Here is a 15,408-nt window from a genome sequence, read left to right as displayed (position 1 = left end):
TTACCCAGAAAGAACTGCGCCAGCTGGCCAGAGACAGACTGACCTTTGGTGCGGTGGCGGTGATGATCCCGGTGGGGGGGAATCGATGAACAGTCTGCGACGGCTCTGGGCTATCACTCAGAAAGAACTCAGGCAGTTGGCACGGGACCGGCTGACCTTTGGCATGGTGGTGATGATCCCGTTGATCCAGCTGCTGCTGTTTGGCTACGCCATCAACACCGACGTGCGCCAGATCCCGGTGGGACTGGTCGACATGAGCCAGAGCGTGCCGGGTCGGCTGCTGGTGGAGGCGGTGAAGGCGAGCCAGGTGGTGCACATCAAGCAGCAATATGTCGGGGTGCAGCAGGCCGAGGCGGCGTTGACCCGGGGCGAGGTGCGCGCCGTGCTGGTGCTGCCCGCCGATCTGAGTCGTCGGCTCAGCGCCGGCGAGACGGCGGGCCAGTGGCTGGTGGATGGCTCGGACACCATGATCGCCGGCGCCCTGCTCGGCCTTCGCAACATGCCGCTCTCGGATCTGAGGCCCGACCTCAAGCCGGTACCTCCCACCTTCGAGACCGTGCTCTACTTCAACCCGGCGCGCCGCTCGGCGGTCAACATAGTGCCCGGCCTGCTCGGGGTGATCCTCACCATGACCATGATCATGTTCACCTCGGCGGCCATCGTGCGGGAGCGGGAGCGCGGCAATCTGGAGCTGCTCATCACCACCCCGGTCAGCTCGATGGAGCTGATGCTGGGCAAGATCCTGCCCTATATCGGGGTGGGGCTGATCCAGGTGGCCATCATCCTCGGCCTCGGCCACTTCATCTTCGCGGTGCCCATCAACGGCGCCCTGAGCCAGGTGCTGCTGGCGACCCTGCTGTTCATCGCCGCCAGCCTGACCCTGGGGCTGCTCATCTCCACCCTGGCACAGACCCAGTTGCAGGCGATGCAGATGACGGTGTTCATCCTGCTGCCCTCAATCCTGTTGTCGGGCTTCATGTTCCCCTACGAGGGGATGCCGCTGCCGGCCCAGTGGATTGCCGAGGTGCTGCCGGCTACCCACTTCATGCGGTTGATCCGGGGCATAGTGCTGCGCGGCGGTGAGCTTTCCGAGCTGCTGCCGGACGTGCTCTGGCTGGCGGGTTTCACCCTGCTGGTGCTGACCCTGGCCGCCCATCGCTTCAAGAAGAGTCTGGATTGATGCCCCGCGAGGGGTGAGAGCCTGGCTGCTAGCTGCTAGCTGCTAGCTGCTGGCTGTTAACGGCTGGCGGTGCGGGCCAGGGTGCGGTAGTCGCCGAGCACCGGCAGCCCCAGCAGGTGGCGGCGCAGCATGTCGAGGGCGGCGAAGGCGAGGATCCGGCGGCCGCTGTCGGGATCCGGGTGGCTGACCTTGAGGGTCTGGCCGTGCAGTTGCCCGTCGGCGCAGAGCAGCAGCGGCACGCCGTCCGGGCTTGCTCGGCCCAGGGTCAGGCTCAAAGGGGCCGCAGGCGCCGCCAGTTGCATCAGGTCACTGCTCAGGGTGTGGCTGAAGCCGGCCGCCAGGGCCGGGTGCTCGTGACACATGGCCAGCAGGGCGCCCCGGCTCTCCCCCTCCAGCAGCGTCAGCGGTCTCTCTCCCAACAGATCCAGGATCTGCCGCGCCGGCTCCTCGTCTCCCCGTCCCACCAGCCAGGGCTCGATGGCCGTTAGCAGCCGCACCTCGGCGGCGTCCATGTCCGCCGTGCTGGCGCCGTGGCCGATGAGCTTGAGCTCGATGAGGGGCATGGAGGAGCGGTAGCCCAGCTCGATGCCGGCGGGCCAGGGGGCGGCATCCAGCATGTCGCTGAGGGCCGACTCCGAGACGCCAAACGTGTAGAAGCGGCGCAGCTCGGTGTCACTCTCTGTACCGGCCAGCGCCTTGAGGCGCGGCAAGATCTGTTCGCGCACCATCTGCTTGAACTCGAACGGCACGCCCGGGGTGAAGAAGAGCCGGCTTGGGCCCGCCTGCACCAGGAAGCCACAGGCGGTACCCACCGGGTTGTCGAGGATCTCGCACCCCTGCGGCAGCCAGGCCTGCTTGGCGTTGCTGGCGGGCATGGGTCGGCCACGGCTGGCGTAGCGCGCTTCGATAGTGGCGAGCCAGTCCGGGAACAGGGTGAGCGGCTGGTCAAAGGCCTCGGCGGCGGCCTGGGCGGTGAGGTCGTCGGCGGTGGGGCCGAGCCCGCCGCACACCAGCACCACCTCGGCGCGGGCGGCACTCTCTTGCAGCACAACCTTCAAGTCCTTGAGGTTGTCCCCCACGGTGACGCGGCGGCGCACCTGCCAGCCCTGCTCCAGCAGGAGGGCGCTGAGCCAGGCGGCGTTGGTGTCCACCACCAGGCCCGTCACTATCTCGTCGCCGGTGCTGATGATTTCGATGCGCATGAAGGGCTCCTCGGGGCTGGCGGTGGGGTTGGGGTGGCCACCTAGGTGGCCGGGTCAATCAGGGCTTGTTGTGTTCGAAGTAGTAGCTGATGCGGGTGCGCGGATTGAGGTACTCAAACACCGCCGGCGGCAGTCGCTTGGGGTGGATCACCTTGGCGATGGAGAGCTCGGCCTGCTGCAGGTCGATGATGGCCGCCTCCTGGCGCGGAATGCGCGGATCGTACACCAGCACCGAGGGGTAGAGCAGGCGGGAGGTGTTGACCGACATCACCAGCCCCACCTGACCGTTGGAGAGCTGCACCACGCTGCCCGGCGGGTAGATCCCCATCAGCCGGATCAGCATGCCGAGGTAGTCCGGGTTGAACTGAGCCTTGCGCTGCTTGTAGAGGCCGCTCAGAGCCGAGTAGGGCACCTTGGCCTGCATGTGGCAGAGGTTATCGTACTCGTTGATCAGCGAGACTATCTGGGTCAGCGGGTCGAGCTGCCCCTTCTTGAGCCCCTCCGGCCCGCTGCCGTCCAGGTATTCGTGGTGGTGCAGCACTATCCCCTTTGCCTCGGCCGGGAAGTCCTTGGCCAGGTTGAGCAGATCCAGCCCGTAGCGCGGGTGCTGGGCCATCAGGTTGCGCTCGGGCTTGGTCAGCGGCTCGGTCTTGCGCAGGATCTGGCTCGGGATCTTCAGCTTGCCGATGTCGTGGAACAGAGCCCCCATGCCGACCCGGCGGATTTCGTCAGCCGACATGTTGCACTCCTTGGCCAGCAGCATGCTGAGCACGCTGACGTTGAGGGAGTGGAAGTAGAGGTTGTTGCCATCCTCGCTGTCGGAGACCAGGTGCAGCACCATCTCGTCCACCGACAGCAGCTGCTCGGTCATGGCGTTGATCAGCTCCTGCGCCTCGCCGATGGCGTTGAGGGGGCGGGACTGGATCTTGCCCATCACGTTGCGCACCTGGGCCAGCGACTGCTGGAACTGCTTCTCGCACTGCTGCAGGTCGCGGCGGTACTGCTGCAACTGCTCGATGCGGCGCTCCTTCTCCTGCTGCATCTCGGCCTGACGCTGGGCCGTGTCTGGCGCCTCCTGCGGCTGGGCCTGAACCTGGTTCAGCGGCTTGGGCGGGGCATCGCTCTTGTCCGGGATGATGGTCACGAGCTTGAGACCGAGCCGGCGAATGAGCTCGATCTCCTCTTCGTTCTTGAGTTTGAAGCTGGAAAACAGGAAGGGGTGTTCGCGCCAGCCAAGTGGCAGAGAGACGTAATTGCCGACTTGCAGCCGGTCTACTGAAATCTTGATACCTGTCATTGTCTTGGATGCGAGAGACACATTGAGCCGTATGCTAGTCAAAGGTGGGGGTGAATACAAAAGGTATCTGATGACAGGGTAGTCGCTTTATTATAGGCTTCTGGATGTCCAGACATATTTACCGATGCAGTACAGGGAGTAAGCATGCCGATCAAGATCCCGGATCAGTTACCCGCCGCCGAAGTGCTGGGGCAGGAGAACATCTTCGTGATGACGGAGTCCCGGGCCGTCACCCAGAACATTCGCCCGCTGCGGGTGCTCATCCTCAACCTGATGCCCAAGAAGATAGAGACCGAGATCCAGCTGATGCGGATGCTCTCCAACTCGCCGTTGCAGGTGGACGTGGATCTGCTGCGCATCGACGATAGGGAGTCGAAGAACACCCCACAGGCGCACCTGGAAAACTTCTATCACGACTTCGAACAGGTGCGGGGCAACAACTACGACGGCATGATCATCACGGGGGCGCCGCTCGGGCTGGTGGAGTTCGAGGAGGTGGTCTACTGGCCGCGTGTCGTCGAGATCATCGAGTGGTCCCATCAGCACGTCACCTCCACCCTGTTCCTCTGCTGGGCGGTGCAGGCGGCGCTGAAGGCTCTGTACGGCATGGAGAAGCAGACCCACGGCGAGAAGCTCTCCGGGGTCTATCGTCACCACCGGCTCGATGAACACGAGCCGCTGCTGCGCGGTTTCGATGACGAGTTTGTGGCGCCTCACTCCCGTTACGCGGCGTTTGACGGAGATCTTATCCGTGCCAACACAGATCTGCAGATTTTTGCCGAATCGGCAGAGGCGGGGGTCTATCTGGCGGCCACCAAGGATTGTCGCCAGGTGTTTGTCACCGGCCATCCCGAATACGACGCCCTGACCCTGGATGGCGAGTATCAGCGGGATCTGGCCGCCGGGCTTGAGCCCGTCATTCCGGTCAACTACTACCCGAACAACGACCCGAGCCAGACCCCGCGCGCCAGCTGGCGCAGCCACGGCCACCTGCTGTTTGCCAACTGGCTCAACTACTACGTCTACCAGCTCACCAGCTATCGGGTGGAGGATATCGGCAAGGTCTTCACCTACGACCAGGGTGGCAAGTAATCAGGCGTACTGATCCAGCCGCTCGGCCAGCTGGTCGAGCCATTGGCGGTGGCAGGCCAGGGTGAACGCCTTGGGTCTGTGAGCCTTGATGGAGGCCATCGCCTCCTGTCGGGGCTGGCCCAGGCTCATCATCAGAGCCGCTGCCACCAGCCCGGTGCGACCGCTGCCGCCCTTGCAGTGGATGGCCAGGTGCTGCCCCTCGCGCAGCAGGGCCAGCAGCTGTGGCAGCGTCTGTTGCCAGGCGAGCTCGAAGGTGGCGTCTGGGGCCTGGTCATCCTCGATGGGCAGGTGAAACCAGCGCAATCCCTCGCGCTCGACCGCCTCGCCAAGGTGGGCCAGCTCGAGGCGGGCCAGTTCGGCGTCAGTCATCAGCGTGATGACGGCGCGGGCGCCGGCCAGCCTGAGCTGATCGAGGGCCAGCGGCAACGCAACCTGCTGGGTGCCGGGGCAGGGGGTCAGCAGCAGCTGGCCGTCGAGGCGCGGCACCTCCTGGCTCCAGAAGGGGTGGGAGGGGTGCATAAAGCTCCTTATGAAGCCAGTGGCTGCGGGCGTGAGCCGGGTTTTGAGTGCGCCAAAGCATAGGGGGCGCGGCCCCGATGTCAATCTGCGTTGTGTTCAGCCCGGTTTACGGGCAGAGTCTAAAAAATTGAGCGGTTCAAGGAGTAAAGATGAGAAACCTGGATCAACTGGATTTGGATATCCTGGCCCATCTGTTTCGCGATGCGGGCATGACCAACAAGGATCTGGCCGCGCTGGTCGGGGTGGCACCGTCCACCTGTCTGGAGCGGGTGCGCAAGCTGCAGCAGGATGGGGTGCTCAAGGGCGCCCACTGCGAGGTGGATTACCAGGCCCTCGGCGGTCACATCCAGGCCATGGTGTCGCTGCAGCTGGCCCGCCACAGCCGCCAGATCATCGATGCGTTTCGCGATGCCATCCTGGCGCTGCCCGAGGTGATCAGCCTGTTCCACATGGGGGGCAAGGATGACTTCCTGGTGCATCTGTGCGTCTCTGACACCGAACACCTGCGCAACTTCGTGTTCGATCACTTCACCTCCCGCGAGGAGGTAGTGCACCTCGAGACCTCGCTGGTGTTCGAGCACAAGTTCAGCCGCTCGCTGCCCTGCTTCCTCAACACCTGATTCCCCGTTTGACCCCAACAAAAAACCCGCCAATCGGCGGGTTTTGTTTTATGGCGCTCAGTTCAGCACGGTGCGGGTGTCCGGCGCCGTCCGGTAGAGCCCCTGCTGATAGGCGAGGCTGCCCCAGAGCGCGAGGCCGAGGGCCGCATCCTTCATGGTGGCCGGCTGCGGCGCCGGGGTGAGTGTCTCTGTCGCATCCTCATAGATGAAGCCTTCCGGCGCTCGTTCCGGCTGCAGGATCACCACGTCCTTGCCGCGCATCAGGGCGAAGTTCTTGTCGTACTGCATGATGGCGCGGCCCGGCCAGTCGGCGGGCATGCGGGTCAGATCCTTGCCGAGCATGGGGTAGTCGGCGCTGATCCCCATCAGGGAGAGCAGGGTCGGTGCCATGTCGATCTGGCTGACGATGCGGGGATCCTGTCTCGGCGCTATGCCGTCACCCACGATGACGCCCGGAATGTGGAAGCGGGGGATGGGCACCAGGCTGGCGCCGCTGACCCGGCTGTCGTGATCGGCGATGACCAGGAACAGGGTGTCCTGCCAGTAGTCCGACTGCTTCGCCTTCTTGAAGAACTCGCCGATGGCGTAGTCCGCATACTTGGCGGCGTTGTTGCGGGTCTGCTTGGGCTGCTCATAGAGGGCGATGCGATCGTCGGGAAACTCGAACGGATCGTGGTTGCTCGAGCTGAACACCAGGCTGAAGAAGGGCTTGCCCTGTTTGTGCAGGGCCTGGAAGGTCTGGTCGGCCTTGGCCATCAGATCTTCGTCAGAGGCGCCCCAGGAGCCCTCGAACACCGGGTTCTTGAAGTCTTTCTGCTCGACTATGGTGGTGAAGCCGTTGCCGAGGAAGAAGCTGCGCATGTTGTCGAAGTGGCTCTCGCCGCCGTAGATGAAGCTGGTGTCGTAGCCCCGCTGCTTGAGTAGATCGGCGATGGTGAAGAAGTTGGTCTGGCTCTTGCCAAGCTTGACCACGGCCTGGGCCGGGGTCGGCGTGAAGCCGGTCAGCACCGCCTCGATGCCGCGCACCGAACGGGTGCCGGTGGCGTAGAGCTGCTCGAACGCCCAACCCTGTTTCGACAAGGCATCGATGTTCGGGGTGAGCGGCAGGCCGCCGAGGGAGCCGACGAACTGGGCGCCCAGGCTCTCCTGCAGCAGGATCACCAGGTTCTTCGGCTTGCCGCCGTAGCTGGCCTCGTTGAAGGTCTGGCTGGGCAGGGTGTCGGAGCTGAACTCATGGGATTCGCGGCCGCTCTCCTGGCGAACCAGATCCAGAATGCGCTGGCGGGGCAGCTCGCCGTAGAACTGGCCGGCATCCTCCTCGGCCCGCATCTGCTTGATGGCGAAGAAGAGGGAGTAGGAGGAGTTGACGGTGAGCGCATTGACCAGGGGATCGCTGGCAAATGCCACCATGGCCGGGTTGAGGGCGCGGTGGCCCAGGCTGGAGCGGGCACCGAGAAAACCTATGGCCAGGATCAGCAGGGCAAACGCCGGACGCAGATACCAGCGCGGGAAGCTGATGCCGCGCAAAAGGCGGCCGCTCAGCCACCAGCCGCCCGCCAGCACGGCGCAACTGAACACCAGCGCCAGCAGCAGCTCGCCCTTGCGGCCGGCCCACAGCATGGCGAACACCTCTTTGGGATAGATGAGGTACTCCACGTAGAGGCGGTTGGGCCGCACCCCGTACTCGGTCACGAAGGAGGGGGTGGAGATCTCCAGGAAGAGCAGCAGCCAGAGCCCCAGGGTCAGCCAGACCCGGATGAACTGCAGCCAGGCACGGCCCACGGCATGGGGGCCGGCCAGCAGCAGGGTGAACACGGCGGGTACGCCCCACAGCCAGCAGAGGGTGGCGAAGTCGACCCGCACTCCCTGCAGCAGCATCTCCTGCCAGCCGGCGACGGCGTCGACCCGCTCCAGTTGCCAGAGGCCGAGGGCGAGCCGGCTGATGGAGAGAGAGACGAGCGCGATCAATGAAAAAACGGCGATGGGCCAAAACGGTCCCAGCCATCGTCTGATAGTGGTCATTGTTGTTCCTACAAGCCTGTTTGCACCCGTCCACGGGCGCATTGTTTTTATATTGCAGGGTTATGACAGTGGTGGCGGGCAAAGGTTGCGTCGGGATCGTGCGAAAGCGCAACTTTTGGCACGTTTTATGATTTTTCTGTGATGGCGGACAAGGGTTGCAGACAGCAGAAACGACTGGAAAAACTGTGATCCTGCCTGCAAAGCGAGGGCGGGGGCTTATCTATAATGGCGCCGATTTTTCTCAATCGGAGCCGAAGGGATGCCGGTCTTTATCGATGTGGAGTATTTGCAGGGGTGGAGCCTGTTCGTGGTGCTCTCAGACGGTACCACAGGAGCGCTGGATCTCGCCCCCTGGCGCACCCAGCCGCTGTTTGCGGCGCTGGATTCGGAGCGACGCTTCGCCCGGGTCTTCATCAATCGTCACCATCAGCTGGAGTGGCCCGCCGGCTGTACTCTGTCGGCTCACGAGATCTACCACCTGATCAAGCCCATCGACGAGCGGGAAGCTTTCAGTTAACTCCCTGTTTTTGTGAGCCATCACAAGATTCCTGTAACGGGAATGTTTGAGCGTTTGCCTTCCTCACCCAATTTGGGTAAAACCTGCGCAACATTTTGCCAACCCTAGCCTGGTTTCGCTTCTCAGGGCTTGCCGCCACCGCGCCGCAGGCCTTTTTTGCAGCCTGACGGCAAACCTTCTAGCAGCTGAATGGTTTGGCAATTGGAATTAAAACAACAACATAAACAGAGAGATAAGGAAAGAGTATGGCTTGTCATATGCGCACCCCGCTGGCCCTGCTGGTGGGTGGCCTCGCCTGTCACGGCGCCGCCGGTCAGGAGACCGTTCAGCAGCTGGAACCCATGGTGGTGGTCGCCAGTCGCCCCGCCAGCACCCTGGAGGTGACCCTGGATCCCAAGAAACCGGGCTCCCCCATGCCGGCGGCCGATGGCGCCGGTTACCTCAAGAACGTCACCGGCATGAGCATGGTGCGCAAGGGGGGTCTGGGCGGCGATCCCGTGCTGCGGGGGATGGGCATGTCCCGCCTCAACGTGCAGATGGATGGCGGCATGCTGGCCGGCGGCTGCGGCGGCCGGATGGATCCGCCCACCGCCTACGTCTTTCCTCAATCTTTCGACCGGATCCGGGTGCTGAAGGGGCCGCAATCCCTCGAGCAGGGGGCGACGCTGGCGGGGACCGTGCTGTTCGAGCGGGACAGGCCCGAGTTCACTGCCCCCGGCGTCAAGGCCGAGGCGTCGGCGCTCTATGGCAGCTTCGGGCGCGACGACCAGATGCTGGATGCCACCGTGGGGGCACCGCAGGGTTATCTGCGCGGCCAGTTCACCCACTCCGACAGCGATGACTACCGCGACGGCCACGGCGACAAGGTGCGCTCCTTCTACCGGCGTGAGAACGGCACCGCCCAGCTCGGTTGGACGCCCAGCGAGCACACCTGGCTCGAACTCACCGCCGAGCGCAGCAACGCCCGCGCCGCCTATGCGGATCGCACCATGGACGGCCCCATGTTCGATCGGGAGTCTTTCGGCCTCAAGCTCAGGCAGGAGCAGATCACCACCCACTGGCAGCGCAGCGAGCTGACCCTGTGGGACAACGACATCGACCACATCATGGACAACTTCAGCCTGCGGCCGAACAGCGGCATGAAGATGCTCTCCAACCCGGATCGGCGCAACACCGGCGGGCGCTGGGCCAACGACATAGCGCTGCCGGCCGACTGGCTGCTGACCGCCGGCATCGATGCCAACCGGGATCAGCACAGGGCCCGCAGCGGGGTGGATTACGCCAGCCAGCCGCGCCAGCGCACCCTGCGTTTCGAACAGCAGGGGGGCTTTGCCGAGCTGGGCCGTCAGCAGGGGGCCCACAGCTACAAAGGGGGCTACCGGCAGGACAGGGTCGAGACCACCCGTTACGGCGCGGGGGATCAGACCCTCTACAGCGATACCCTGACTCTGGACAGCGGCTTTGGCCGCTACGAATACCAGTGGTCGCCGGCCTGGTCGAGCTACCTGGCCTGGGGTCAGGCCAAGCGTGCGCCGGACTACTGGGAGCGCAGCAAGGACAGCGTGCCCTTCACCCTCAACCCGGAGCGCAGCCGCCAGTGGGATGCGGGACTGGCCCTGCGCAGCCGCGATCTGGACCTGACCCTCTCCCTGTTCAGCGCCGACATTCGGGACTATCTGCTCTACAACAACAAGTCGAACAAGGTGCGCAACATCGACGCCCAGACCCGCGGCGGCGAGCTGGAGGGGCGCTGGCAGTTCGCCGAGCAGTGGCGTCTCGATGGCGGCCTGGCGGTGGTCTACGGTGAAAACCAGAGCGACAACAAGCCGCTGGCCCAGATGCCGCCCCTCGATGGCAAGCTGGCGCTGGGTTGGCAGCCAGCCGAGGCGTGGAACCTGACCCTGCTGGGCCGCGCCGTGGCCGCCCAGGAGCGGGTGGATGTGGGTTCCGGCACCGTAGCCGGCCAGGATCAGGGGGAGACCCCGGGCTTCTTCACCATGAACCTGAGCGCCGCCTGGCAGTTCCACCCGGGCTGGCAGCTGTCGGCCGGGGTGGACAATCTGTTCGACACCTTCTACTACGAGCACCTCTCCAAGTCGGTGCACGCCAGTCAGGCCGGGCTGGGCTACGAGCAGGTGGGGCGCATCCCGGAGCCGGGCCGTGCTTACTGGCTCTCCCTAAGCTATCGCTTCGCCTCAGCCGGCGTGCTCTGAGCGGGGATTAGCTAACCGGCTGAATCGGGTAACGTTTTCAGTCACAGACCCGTGCGGGCTGGGCCGCTATCATGGCCCCAGTGCGGCGCTTTGGGCGTCGATACCACCACAGCGGGAACATAACAATGAAACAAGGAACGTTGCGTCGTGGCGGCCTCATCGGGGCCGCCCTGTTACTGACGGCTTGCGGCAGCGGAGGCGGGAGCGGTTCCAGCGAGCCCCAGCAACCCCCGGTCACCAACCCGCCGCCGGCCACCGCCAGCCGCGCCTGCTACGGCGATGATCAGCCGGCCTGCAACCTGCGCACCTACCAGGTGATGGTGGAGTCCTTCGTCGATGGCGACGGCAGCGCCAACTACGGCGTCGGCTACGGCCCCTCCCAGCACAACGGCGATCTGCAGGGGATCATCGACAGCCTCGACCACATCAAGAGCCTCAACGTCAATGCCATCTGGCTGACCCCGGTGTTCGACTCCTGTGCGGGGCAGGGCGGAGACGACAGGCTGGATGCCACCGGTTACTTCGCCTGCGACTTCTTCAACGTGGACCCCAACTTCGGCAGCAACGCCCAGCTCAAGAAACTGGTGGACGGGGCGCATCAGCGCGGTCTCTACGTCTTCCTAGACGGGGTGTTCGGCCACGTGGGCAAGGTGGGGGTGAGCAAGCCCTCCCCCGCGGGGCGCCTGCCCGCCCTCAAGAGCGGCGGTGCCGGCTACCCGGGCCAGCTGGTGGATTACAGCCAGCCAGAGAGCCTCGCCTACTTCAAGGAGGTGGCCCGCTACTGGGTCGAGCAGTACGGCATCGACGGCTGGCGCCTCGATCAGGCCTATCAGCTCGATCTTGACGACTGGCGCGCCATTCGCAGCGAGGTGGAGCGAGCCAGCGCGGCGCGCAAGGCCGCCGGCCAGCAGTGGGGCACCCTCGGCTATATGGTCGGGGAAGTGTGGAAAGGGGCCGACGAGATCCGGGCCCAGGCGTATGGGCCGAGCGACAACCCGGCGCTCTCCTCGGCGTTCGACTTCCCGCTGCGCTACGGCCTGGTGCAGGCACTGGCGGTGGAGGAGTCCGGCAAGGGCGGGCAGGGGGCCAGCGTGCTCGACGCCAGCTGGAACAAGGTGGAGAACTACCCGGACCACGCCATGCCCAACCTGATGCTGGGCAACCACGATCTGGTGCGCTTCGGCGATCTGCTGGAGCGCGGCAACTTGAATCCGGCGGACTACTGGCAGCGCCACAAGGCGGCCTTCAGCTTCCTGGCGGCCCGCTCCGGCCCCATCACCCTCTACTACGGCGAGGAGTTTGGCGACGAGGTGCCTGGCTTTGCCCAGCAGGTGGGTGGCGACTGCGCCGCCCAGGGGCTCTGTGACGATCACGTGGCCCGCAGCGATGGCAAGGTGCCCGGTGTCACCGGCTTCGTGCCGAACACTGAGCAGAGCGAGCTGAAACAGTGGCTCAGCCAGCTGCTGGCCCTGCGCGCCGCCCATCCGGCCCTCTATCAGGGGGAACGGGTCAAGCTGGTGGCCGAAGGCAGCGTCTATGGTGACATCAAGCAGACGGCGGGCGAGCAAGTAGTCTACCTGCTCAACGTCTCCACCACGCCCCAGAGCTATGCGGTGCCGGCCAGCAAGCTGCGCAGTGCCAGCGCCCTGGTGGATCTGCAGAGCGGCGAGCGCCTGGCCATCGGCGGCAGCAGCGTGACGGTGGACTTGCCGCCCCTCACCGGCCGCTTCCTGCTGGTGCGCTGAGGCTGGTAAACAACAAGGGCTCCGTGATGGAGCCCTTGTTCATTGGGACGTTACTTCTCGATGCCGCTGCCTAGCTCGTCCTGATGGGGATCGGCCCGGCCGTTGCCGTGCCGCCAGCTCTCCAGCCGGTTGTGTACCCCGCGGCGCAGGCCTTTGAAGCTGGTCTCCAGGTAGTCCACCCCCACCAGGATGGAGAGAGTGACGCCGGTGAGCAGCAGCGCTTGGTGCAGCATCTGCATGCCGATGAGGGCGCCGAGGGCCGCCAGCATCCAGACGGTGGCGGCGGAGGTGACACCCAGTACCTGGCCATCCCGGGTCATCATCACCCCGGCGCCGAGAAAGCCGATGCCGGTGATGAGCTGGCCCAGCACCCGCGCCTGATCGGCGCTCTGGGGGCTGACGGCGGCACCGATGGCAAGAAAACAGTAGGTGCCGAGGATGATGAGCGAGGAGGTGCGGATGCCGACCGGCTTGCCGCGCAACTGCCGCTCCAGCCCCACCAGGGTGCCGCACACCAGACAGACCAGGATGTTCTCCCAGCCAAGGGGCGCTATGTCCCACCAATCAGTCGTCATCATATCCACCTCTGCTCTCGATGCTTGTTATCCGGCCGCGCTCTGCCCCCGGTTTTCCAGCCGCTGGCGGAAGGCCCGGGCGAGGCGCTCGTAGAGGTCCTTTGCCTCTCGGTCTTCAATATCGCCACGTATCCAGGGATTGTCGATGATTTCCAGCAGCACGTAGTCACGCCCCTGCTGGCGCAGATCGACCCCAAACAGGCCGTTGCCGAGCTGATGGACGGCGCGGCGGGCGGTCTGCAACACCCGCTCCGGCACCTCGTTGAGCGGCAACGCCTCGATGCGGCTCATGTCGAGGGGGTGTTTGCGGCGGCGGATGCGGTTGCCGGGTTCGGGGCGGAAGCGGCGGCAGGCAAACAGCGGCGAGCCGTCGAGAAAGCCGATGCGCCAGTCAAACTCGGCGGGGATCTGGCTTTGCACCAGCAGCAGGGCGGAGCGACTCAGCCCCTCGTCCAGCAGGCGGGCCAGCTGCTGCTCATCGCTGGCCATGGCCAGATCGCGCCCCTGCGCCCCATCGGGCACCTTCACCATCAGCGGTAGGCCGAGTCGCTGCACCAGTTCGTCCACGTGGTGGCGGCCGCGGCGGGTCACCACCATGGTGGGCGGCATGGGCACGCCGCTGCGCACCATCAGCTCGTAGAGGTAGAGCTTGTTGCTGCAGGCGAGGATGGCGCGGGAGCTGTCGATCACCGGCATCTTGAGCTGCTCGGCGCGGCGGGCAAACTCGAAGGTGTAGTGGCCCACCGCCGTCTCGGATCGCAGCCAGAGAGTGTCGAACTCCGGCAGCCGCTCGATGGCAGACGGCGCCAGGATCTCGGCCCGGATCCCCTGGGCCGCGGCCGCCTGGATGAAGCGCTCCAGCGCCAGCGTATCGCTGCTGGCGCGACCGTCGTTGGGGTCAACCAGGATGGCGAGTTGGTAAAGAGGCGCCGCCTGCTCCTCGTCACCTGTGCCCACCAGCGCCTGGGCGTGGTGCAACATCAGCGTCTGCTCGCTTGGGCTCAGCGCCAGCGGCGACAGGCTCTGCTGCTGGCGCACCGACCAGCCGTGACGGCCGCGCTTGAGGGTCAGCTCCTGCAGCGGCAGCTGGTTGAGGCCGTAGTAGTAGCGGGCCAGGCCGGCCAGCTCGCTCTGCTCGCACTGGCCGAAGATGGCGCGCACCCGGATCCGATCCTCGCTCTGCTGGGCCAGCCAGCCCTGCAGCTTGCGCCACAGCTTGGCCGGCGGCTGCTGGGGTTGCAGCTGGCTGATGGCCTGCAGGCCCGGCAGGCAGTGGTGACCGCGGGCCTGGGCCAGCAGCGAGCAGTAGTAGCCGGCGCCGAGGTGCTCCAGATTGCGGCAGAGGTTGATGATGCGGGGGCGGCCGCCGGTGGTGGGCACCCCGTGTTGCAGGTAGGTGCGGGCGGTCAGCAGATAATCGGCATGGCAGGGCCAGTCGCCAAGCTCTTCGACGATGACGTAGGTACTCATTTTTTCGGCTCCACAGATGAAACTGCCTTAAGCGGCAGGATCCCCAGTGGGCTTCGATGCACCGACAAGCACGACAATGGCGCGAGGGGAAACAAGAGGTTACAGTGCCTAATATGCCGCCTTGGTAACTTGTGATACAAGTCGCATTTTTGGTGATGAAGATAAATAACCGAACAAGGATTCCCCGTGTTGACCGTGCGCGCGGCCCGGACCGATGATCTGGGCGCCATCGTTAAGCTGGAACGCTACTGTTTTCCCCCCGAAGTCGCCTTTGGCCGCAGCCGCTGGCACTATCTGCTGACCCAGGCCAAGGGGCGTACCCTGCTGGTGCTGGACCAGCAGGAGCAGCTGATGGGCTACCTCTGTTTGCTGGAGCACAGGGGCTGGGATCGGCTGATCATCCAGACTCTCGCCATCCGCTGGACCATCCGCCGCCAGGGCTGGGCCCGCCGCCTGCTGGAGCAGGTTATTCAGGAGGGCAAAGAGGCCGGCTGGGGGGCGATCCGGCTGGAGGTGGGCGATGCCAATGAAGAGGCGCAGGCGCTCTACCGCGGGCTGGGTTTTCGGCCAAGGCAGAAGCTGCTGGATTATTATGGCCACGGTCAGCATGCCCACCGGCTGGTGCTGGCGCTGAAGCAGGCCTGAGTGAAGGGAGAGAGGGGATGAGCTGCGACAACTGCCTCGCCACTGCCATCAGGGCCAAGCTGGGGCGCTGCCCGGTCTGCGCCGGCCAGACCTTAGCCATCGGCCTGGTCGGCTGGCTGGTCTGGTGGTGGTGTGGCGCCGACACCTCGGTCAACGCCCTCACCGGCCTGCTGTTCGCGCTGGGGGGCTCGGGCCTGTTCCTGCTCCACCTGCTGGTGTTCATCTGGCGCAAGGCGAGCGGGCGTGAATTGAGCGACGAATAGAGCAGATTGATTTCAAACAGATAAATAACAATAGCGCTGTAGATATGG

The 15,408-nt window shown here is 65.0% G+C and carries 14 protein-coding genes; 8 read left to right on the top strand and 6 right to left on the bottom strand.

The window, feature by feature from the left end:
* Nucleotides 1-85 precede the first annotated feature (85 nt).
* Nucleotides 86-1,180: an ABC transporter permease gene (locus ACB033_RS16900; protein WP_010635297.1), complete on the top strand. Its 1,095-nt coding sequence runs from the start codon at nt 86-88 to the stop codon at nt 1,178-1,180.
* A 56-nt stretch (nt 1,181-1,236) separates the two neighbouring features.
* Here ACB033_RS16900 and ACB033_RS16895 read toward each other — a convergent pair whose 3' ends face one another.
* Nucleotides 1,237-2,382, bottom strand: a complete 1,146-nt coding sequence (locus ACB033_RS16895; protein ID WP_371140639.1) for a competence/damage-inducible protein A — start codon at nt 2,380-2,382, stop codon at nt 1,237-1,239.
* A gap of 58 nt (nt 2,383-2,440) precedes the next feature.
* Entirely contained in the window at nt 2,441-3,679 is a 1,239-nt protein-coding gene (locus ACB033_RS16890; protein WP_005308285.1) for an HD-GYP domain-containing protein, read from the bottom strand.
* A gap of 144 nt (nt 3,680-3,823) precedes the next feature.
* Between ACB033_RS16890 and metA the strand changes: the two genes are divergently transcribed.
* Entirely contained in the window at nt 3,824-4,771 is a 948-nt protein-coding gene (gene metA / locus ACB033_RS16885) for a homoserine O-succinyltransferase (protein WP_005308287.1), read from the top strand.
* Here the strand turns inward: metA and ACB033_RS16880 are convergent, their stop codons facing one another.
* Nucleotides 4,772-5,290, bottom strand: coding sequence for a cyclin-dependent kinase inhibitor 3 family protein (locus tag ACB033_RS16880; RefSeq protein ID WP_162519991.1), 519 nt, complete (start codon nt 5,288-5,290; stop codon nt 4,772-4,774).
* A gap of 149 nt (nt 5,291-5,439) precedes the next feature.
* On the opposite strand from ACB033_RS16880, the gene ACB033_RS16875 reads away from it, so the two are divergent.
* Complete coding sequence (locus ACB033_RS16875; RefSeq protein WP_005308292.1) at nt 5,440-5,910, top strand: Lrp/AsnC family transcriptional regulator; 471 nt, start codon at nt 5,440-5,442, stop codon at nt 5,908-5,910.
* A gap of 57 nt (nt 5,911-5,967) precedes the next feature.
* Here ACB033_RS16875 and ACB033_RS16870 read toward each other — a convergent pair whose 3' ends face one another.
* Entirely contained in the window at nt 5,968-7,932 is a 1,965-nt protein-coding gene (locus ACB033_RS16870) for an LTA synthase family protein (protein WP_054543974.1), read from the bottom strand.
* A gap of 259 nt (nt 7,933-8,191) precedes the next feature.
* On the opposite strand from ACB033_RS16870, the gene ACB033_RS16865 reads away from it, so the two are divergent.
* The 3 genes from ACB033_RS16865 to ACB033_RS16855 all read left to right on the top strand — a co-directional run bounded on the left by ACB033_RS16865 (nt 8,192) and on the right by ACB033_RS16855 (nt 12,407).
* A complete protein-coding gene (locus ACB033_RS16865; protein WP_139726473.1) occupies nt 8,192-8,449 on the top strand; it encodes a DUF2442 domain-containing protein in 258 nt (85 codons plus the stop codon).
* A 245-nt stretch (nt 8,450-8,694) separates the two neighbouring features.
* Complete coding sequence (locus ACB033_RS16860) at nt 8,695-10,662, top strand: TonB-dependent copper receptor (protein WP_139726472.1); 1,968 nt, start codon at nt 8,695-8,697, stop codon at nt 10,660-10,662.
* A 125-nt stretch (nt 10,663-10,787) separates the two neighbouring features.
* On the top strand, nt 10,788-12,407 hold the full coding sequence (locus ACB033_RS16855) for an alpha-amylase family protein (protein WP_162519990.1): 1,620 nt from the start codon (nt 10,788-10,790) through the stop codon (nt 12,405-12,407).
* A 50-nt stretch (nt 12,408-12,457) separates the two neighbouring features.
* Here ACB033_RS16855 and ACB033_RS16850 read toward each other — a convergent pair whose 3' ends face one another.
* Together ACB033_RS16850 and ACB033_RS16845 are read right to left on the bottom strand one after the other, a co-directional pair.
* Nucleotides 12,458-12,985, bottom strand: a complete 528-nt coding sequence (locus ACB033_RS16850; RefSeq protein WP_010635289.1) for an MgtC/SapB family protein — start codon at nt 12,983-12,985, stop codon at nt 12,458-12,460.
* A gap of 24 nt (nt 12,986-13,009) precedes the next feature.
* Entirely contained in the window at nt 13,010-14,452 is a 1,443-nt protein-coding gene (locus ACB033_RS16845; RefSeq protein ID WP_139726470.1) for a RimK family protein, read from the bottom strand.
* A 186-nt stretch (nt 14,453-14,638) separates the two neighbouring features.
* Between ACB033_RS16845 and ACB033_RS16840 the strand changes: the two genes are divergently transcribed.
* On the top strand, nt 14,639-15,097 hold the full coding sequence (locus tag ACB033_RS16840) for a GNAT family N-acetyltransferase (RefSeq protein WP_005308308.1): 459 nt from the start codon (nt 14,639-14,641) through the stop codon (nt 15,095-15,097).
* Nucleotides 15,098-15,114: 17 nt separating this feature from the next.
* Nucleotides 15,115-15,360, top strand: a complete 246-nt coding sequence (locus ACB033_RS16835; protein WP_139726469.1) for a DUF3624 domain-containing protein — start codon at nt 15,115-15,117, stop codon at nt 15,358-15,360.
* The last annotated feature ends 48 nt before the right edge of the window (nt 15,361-15,408 follow it).

The organism is Aeromonas sp. S15(2024) (assembly GCF_041402265.1).
Classification (GTDB): domain Bacteria; phylum Pseudomonadota; class Gammaproteobacteria; order Enterobacterales; family Aeromonadaceae; genus Aeromonas; species Aeromonas dhakensis.
The sequence above is the reverse complement of the archived record's forward strand: the minus strand, read 5'-3'. Positions and strand labels throughout refer to the sequence as shown.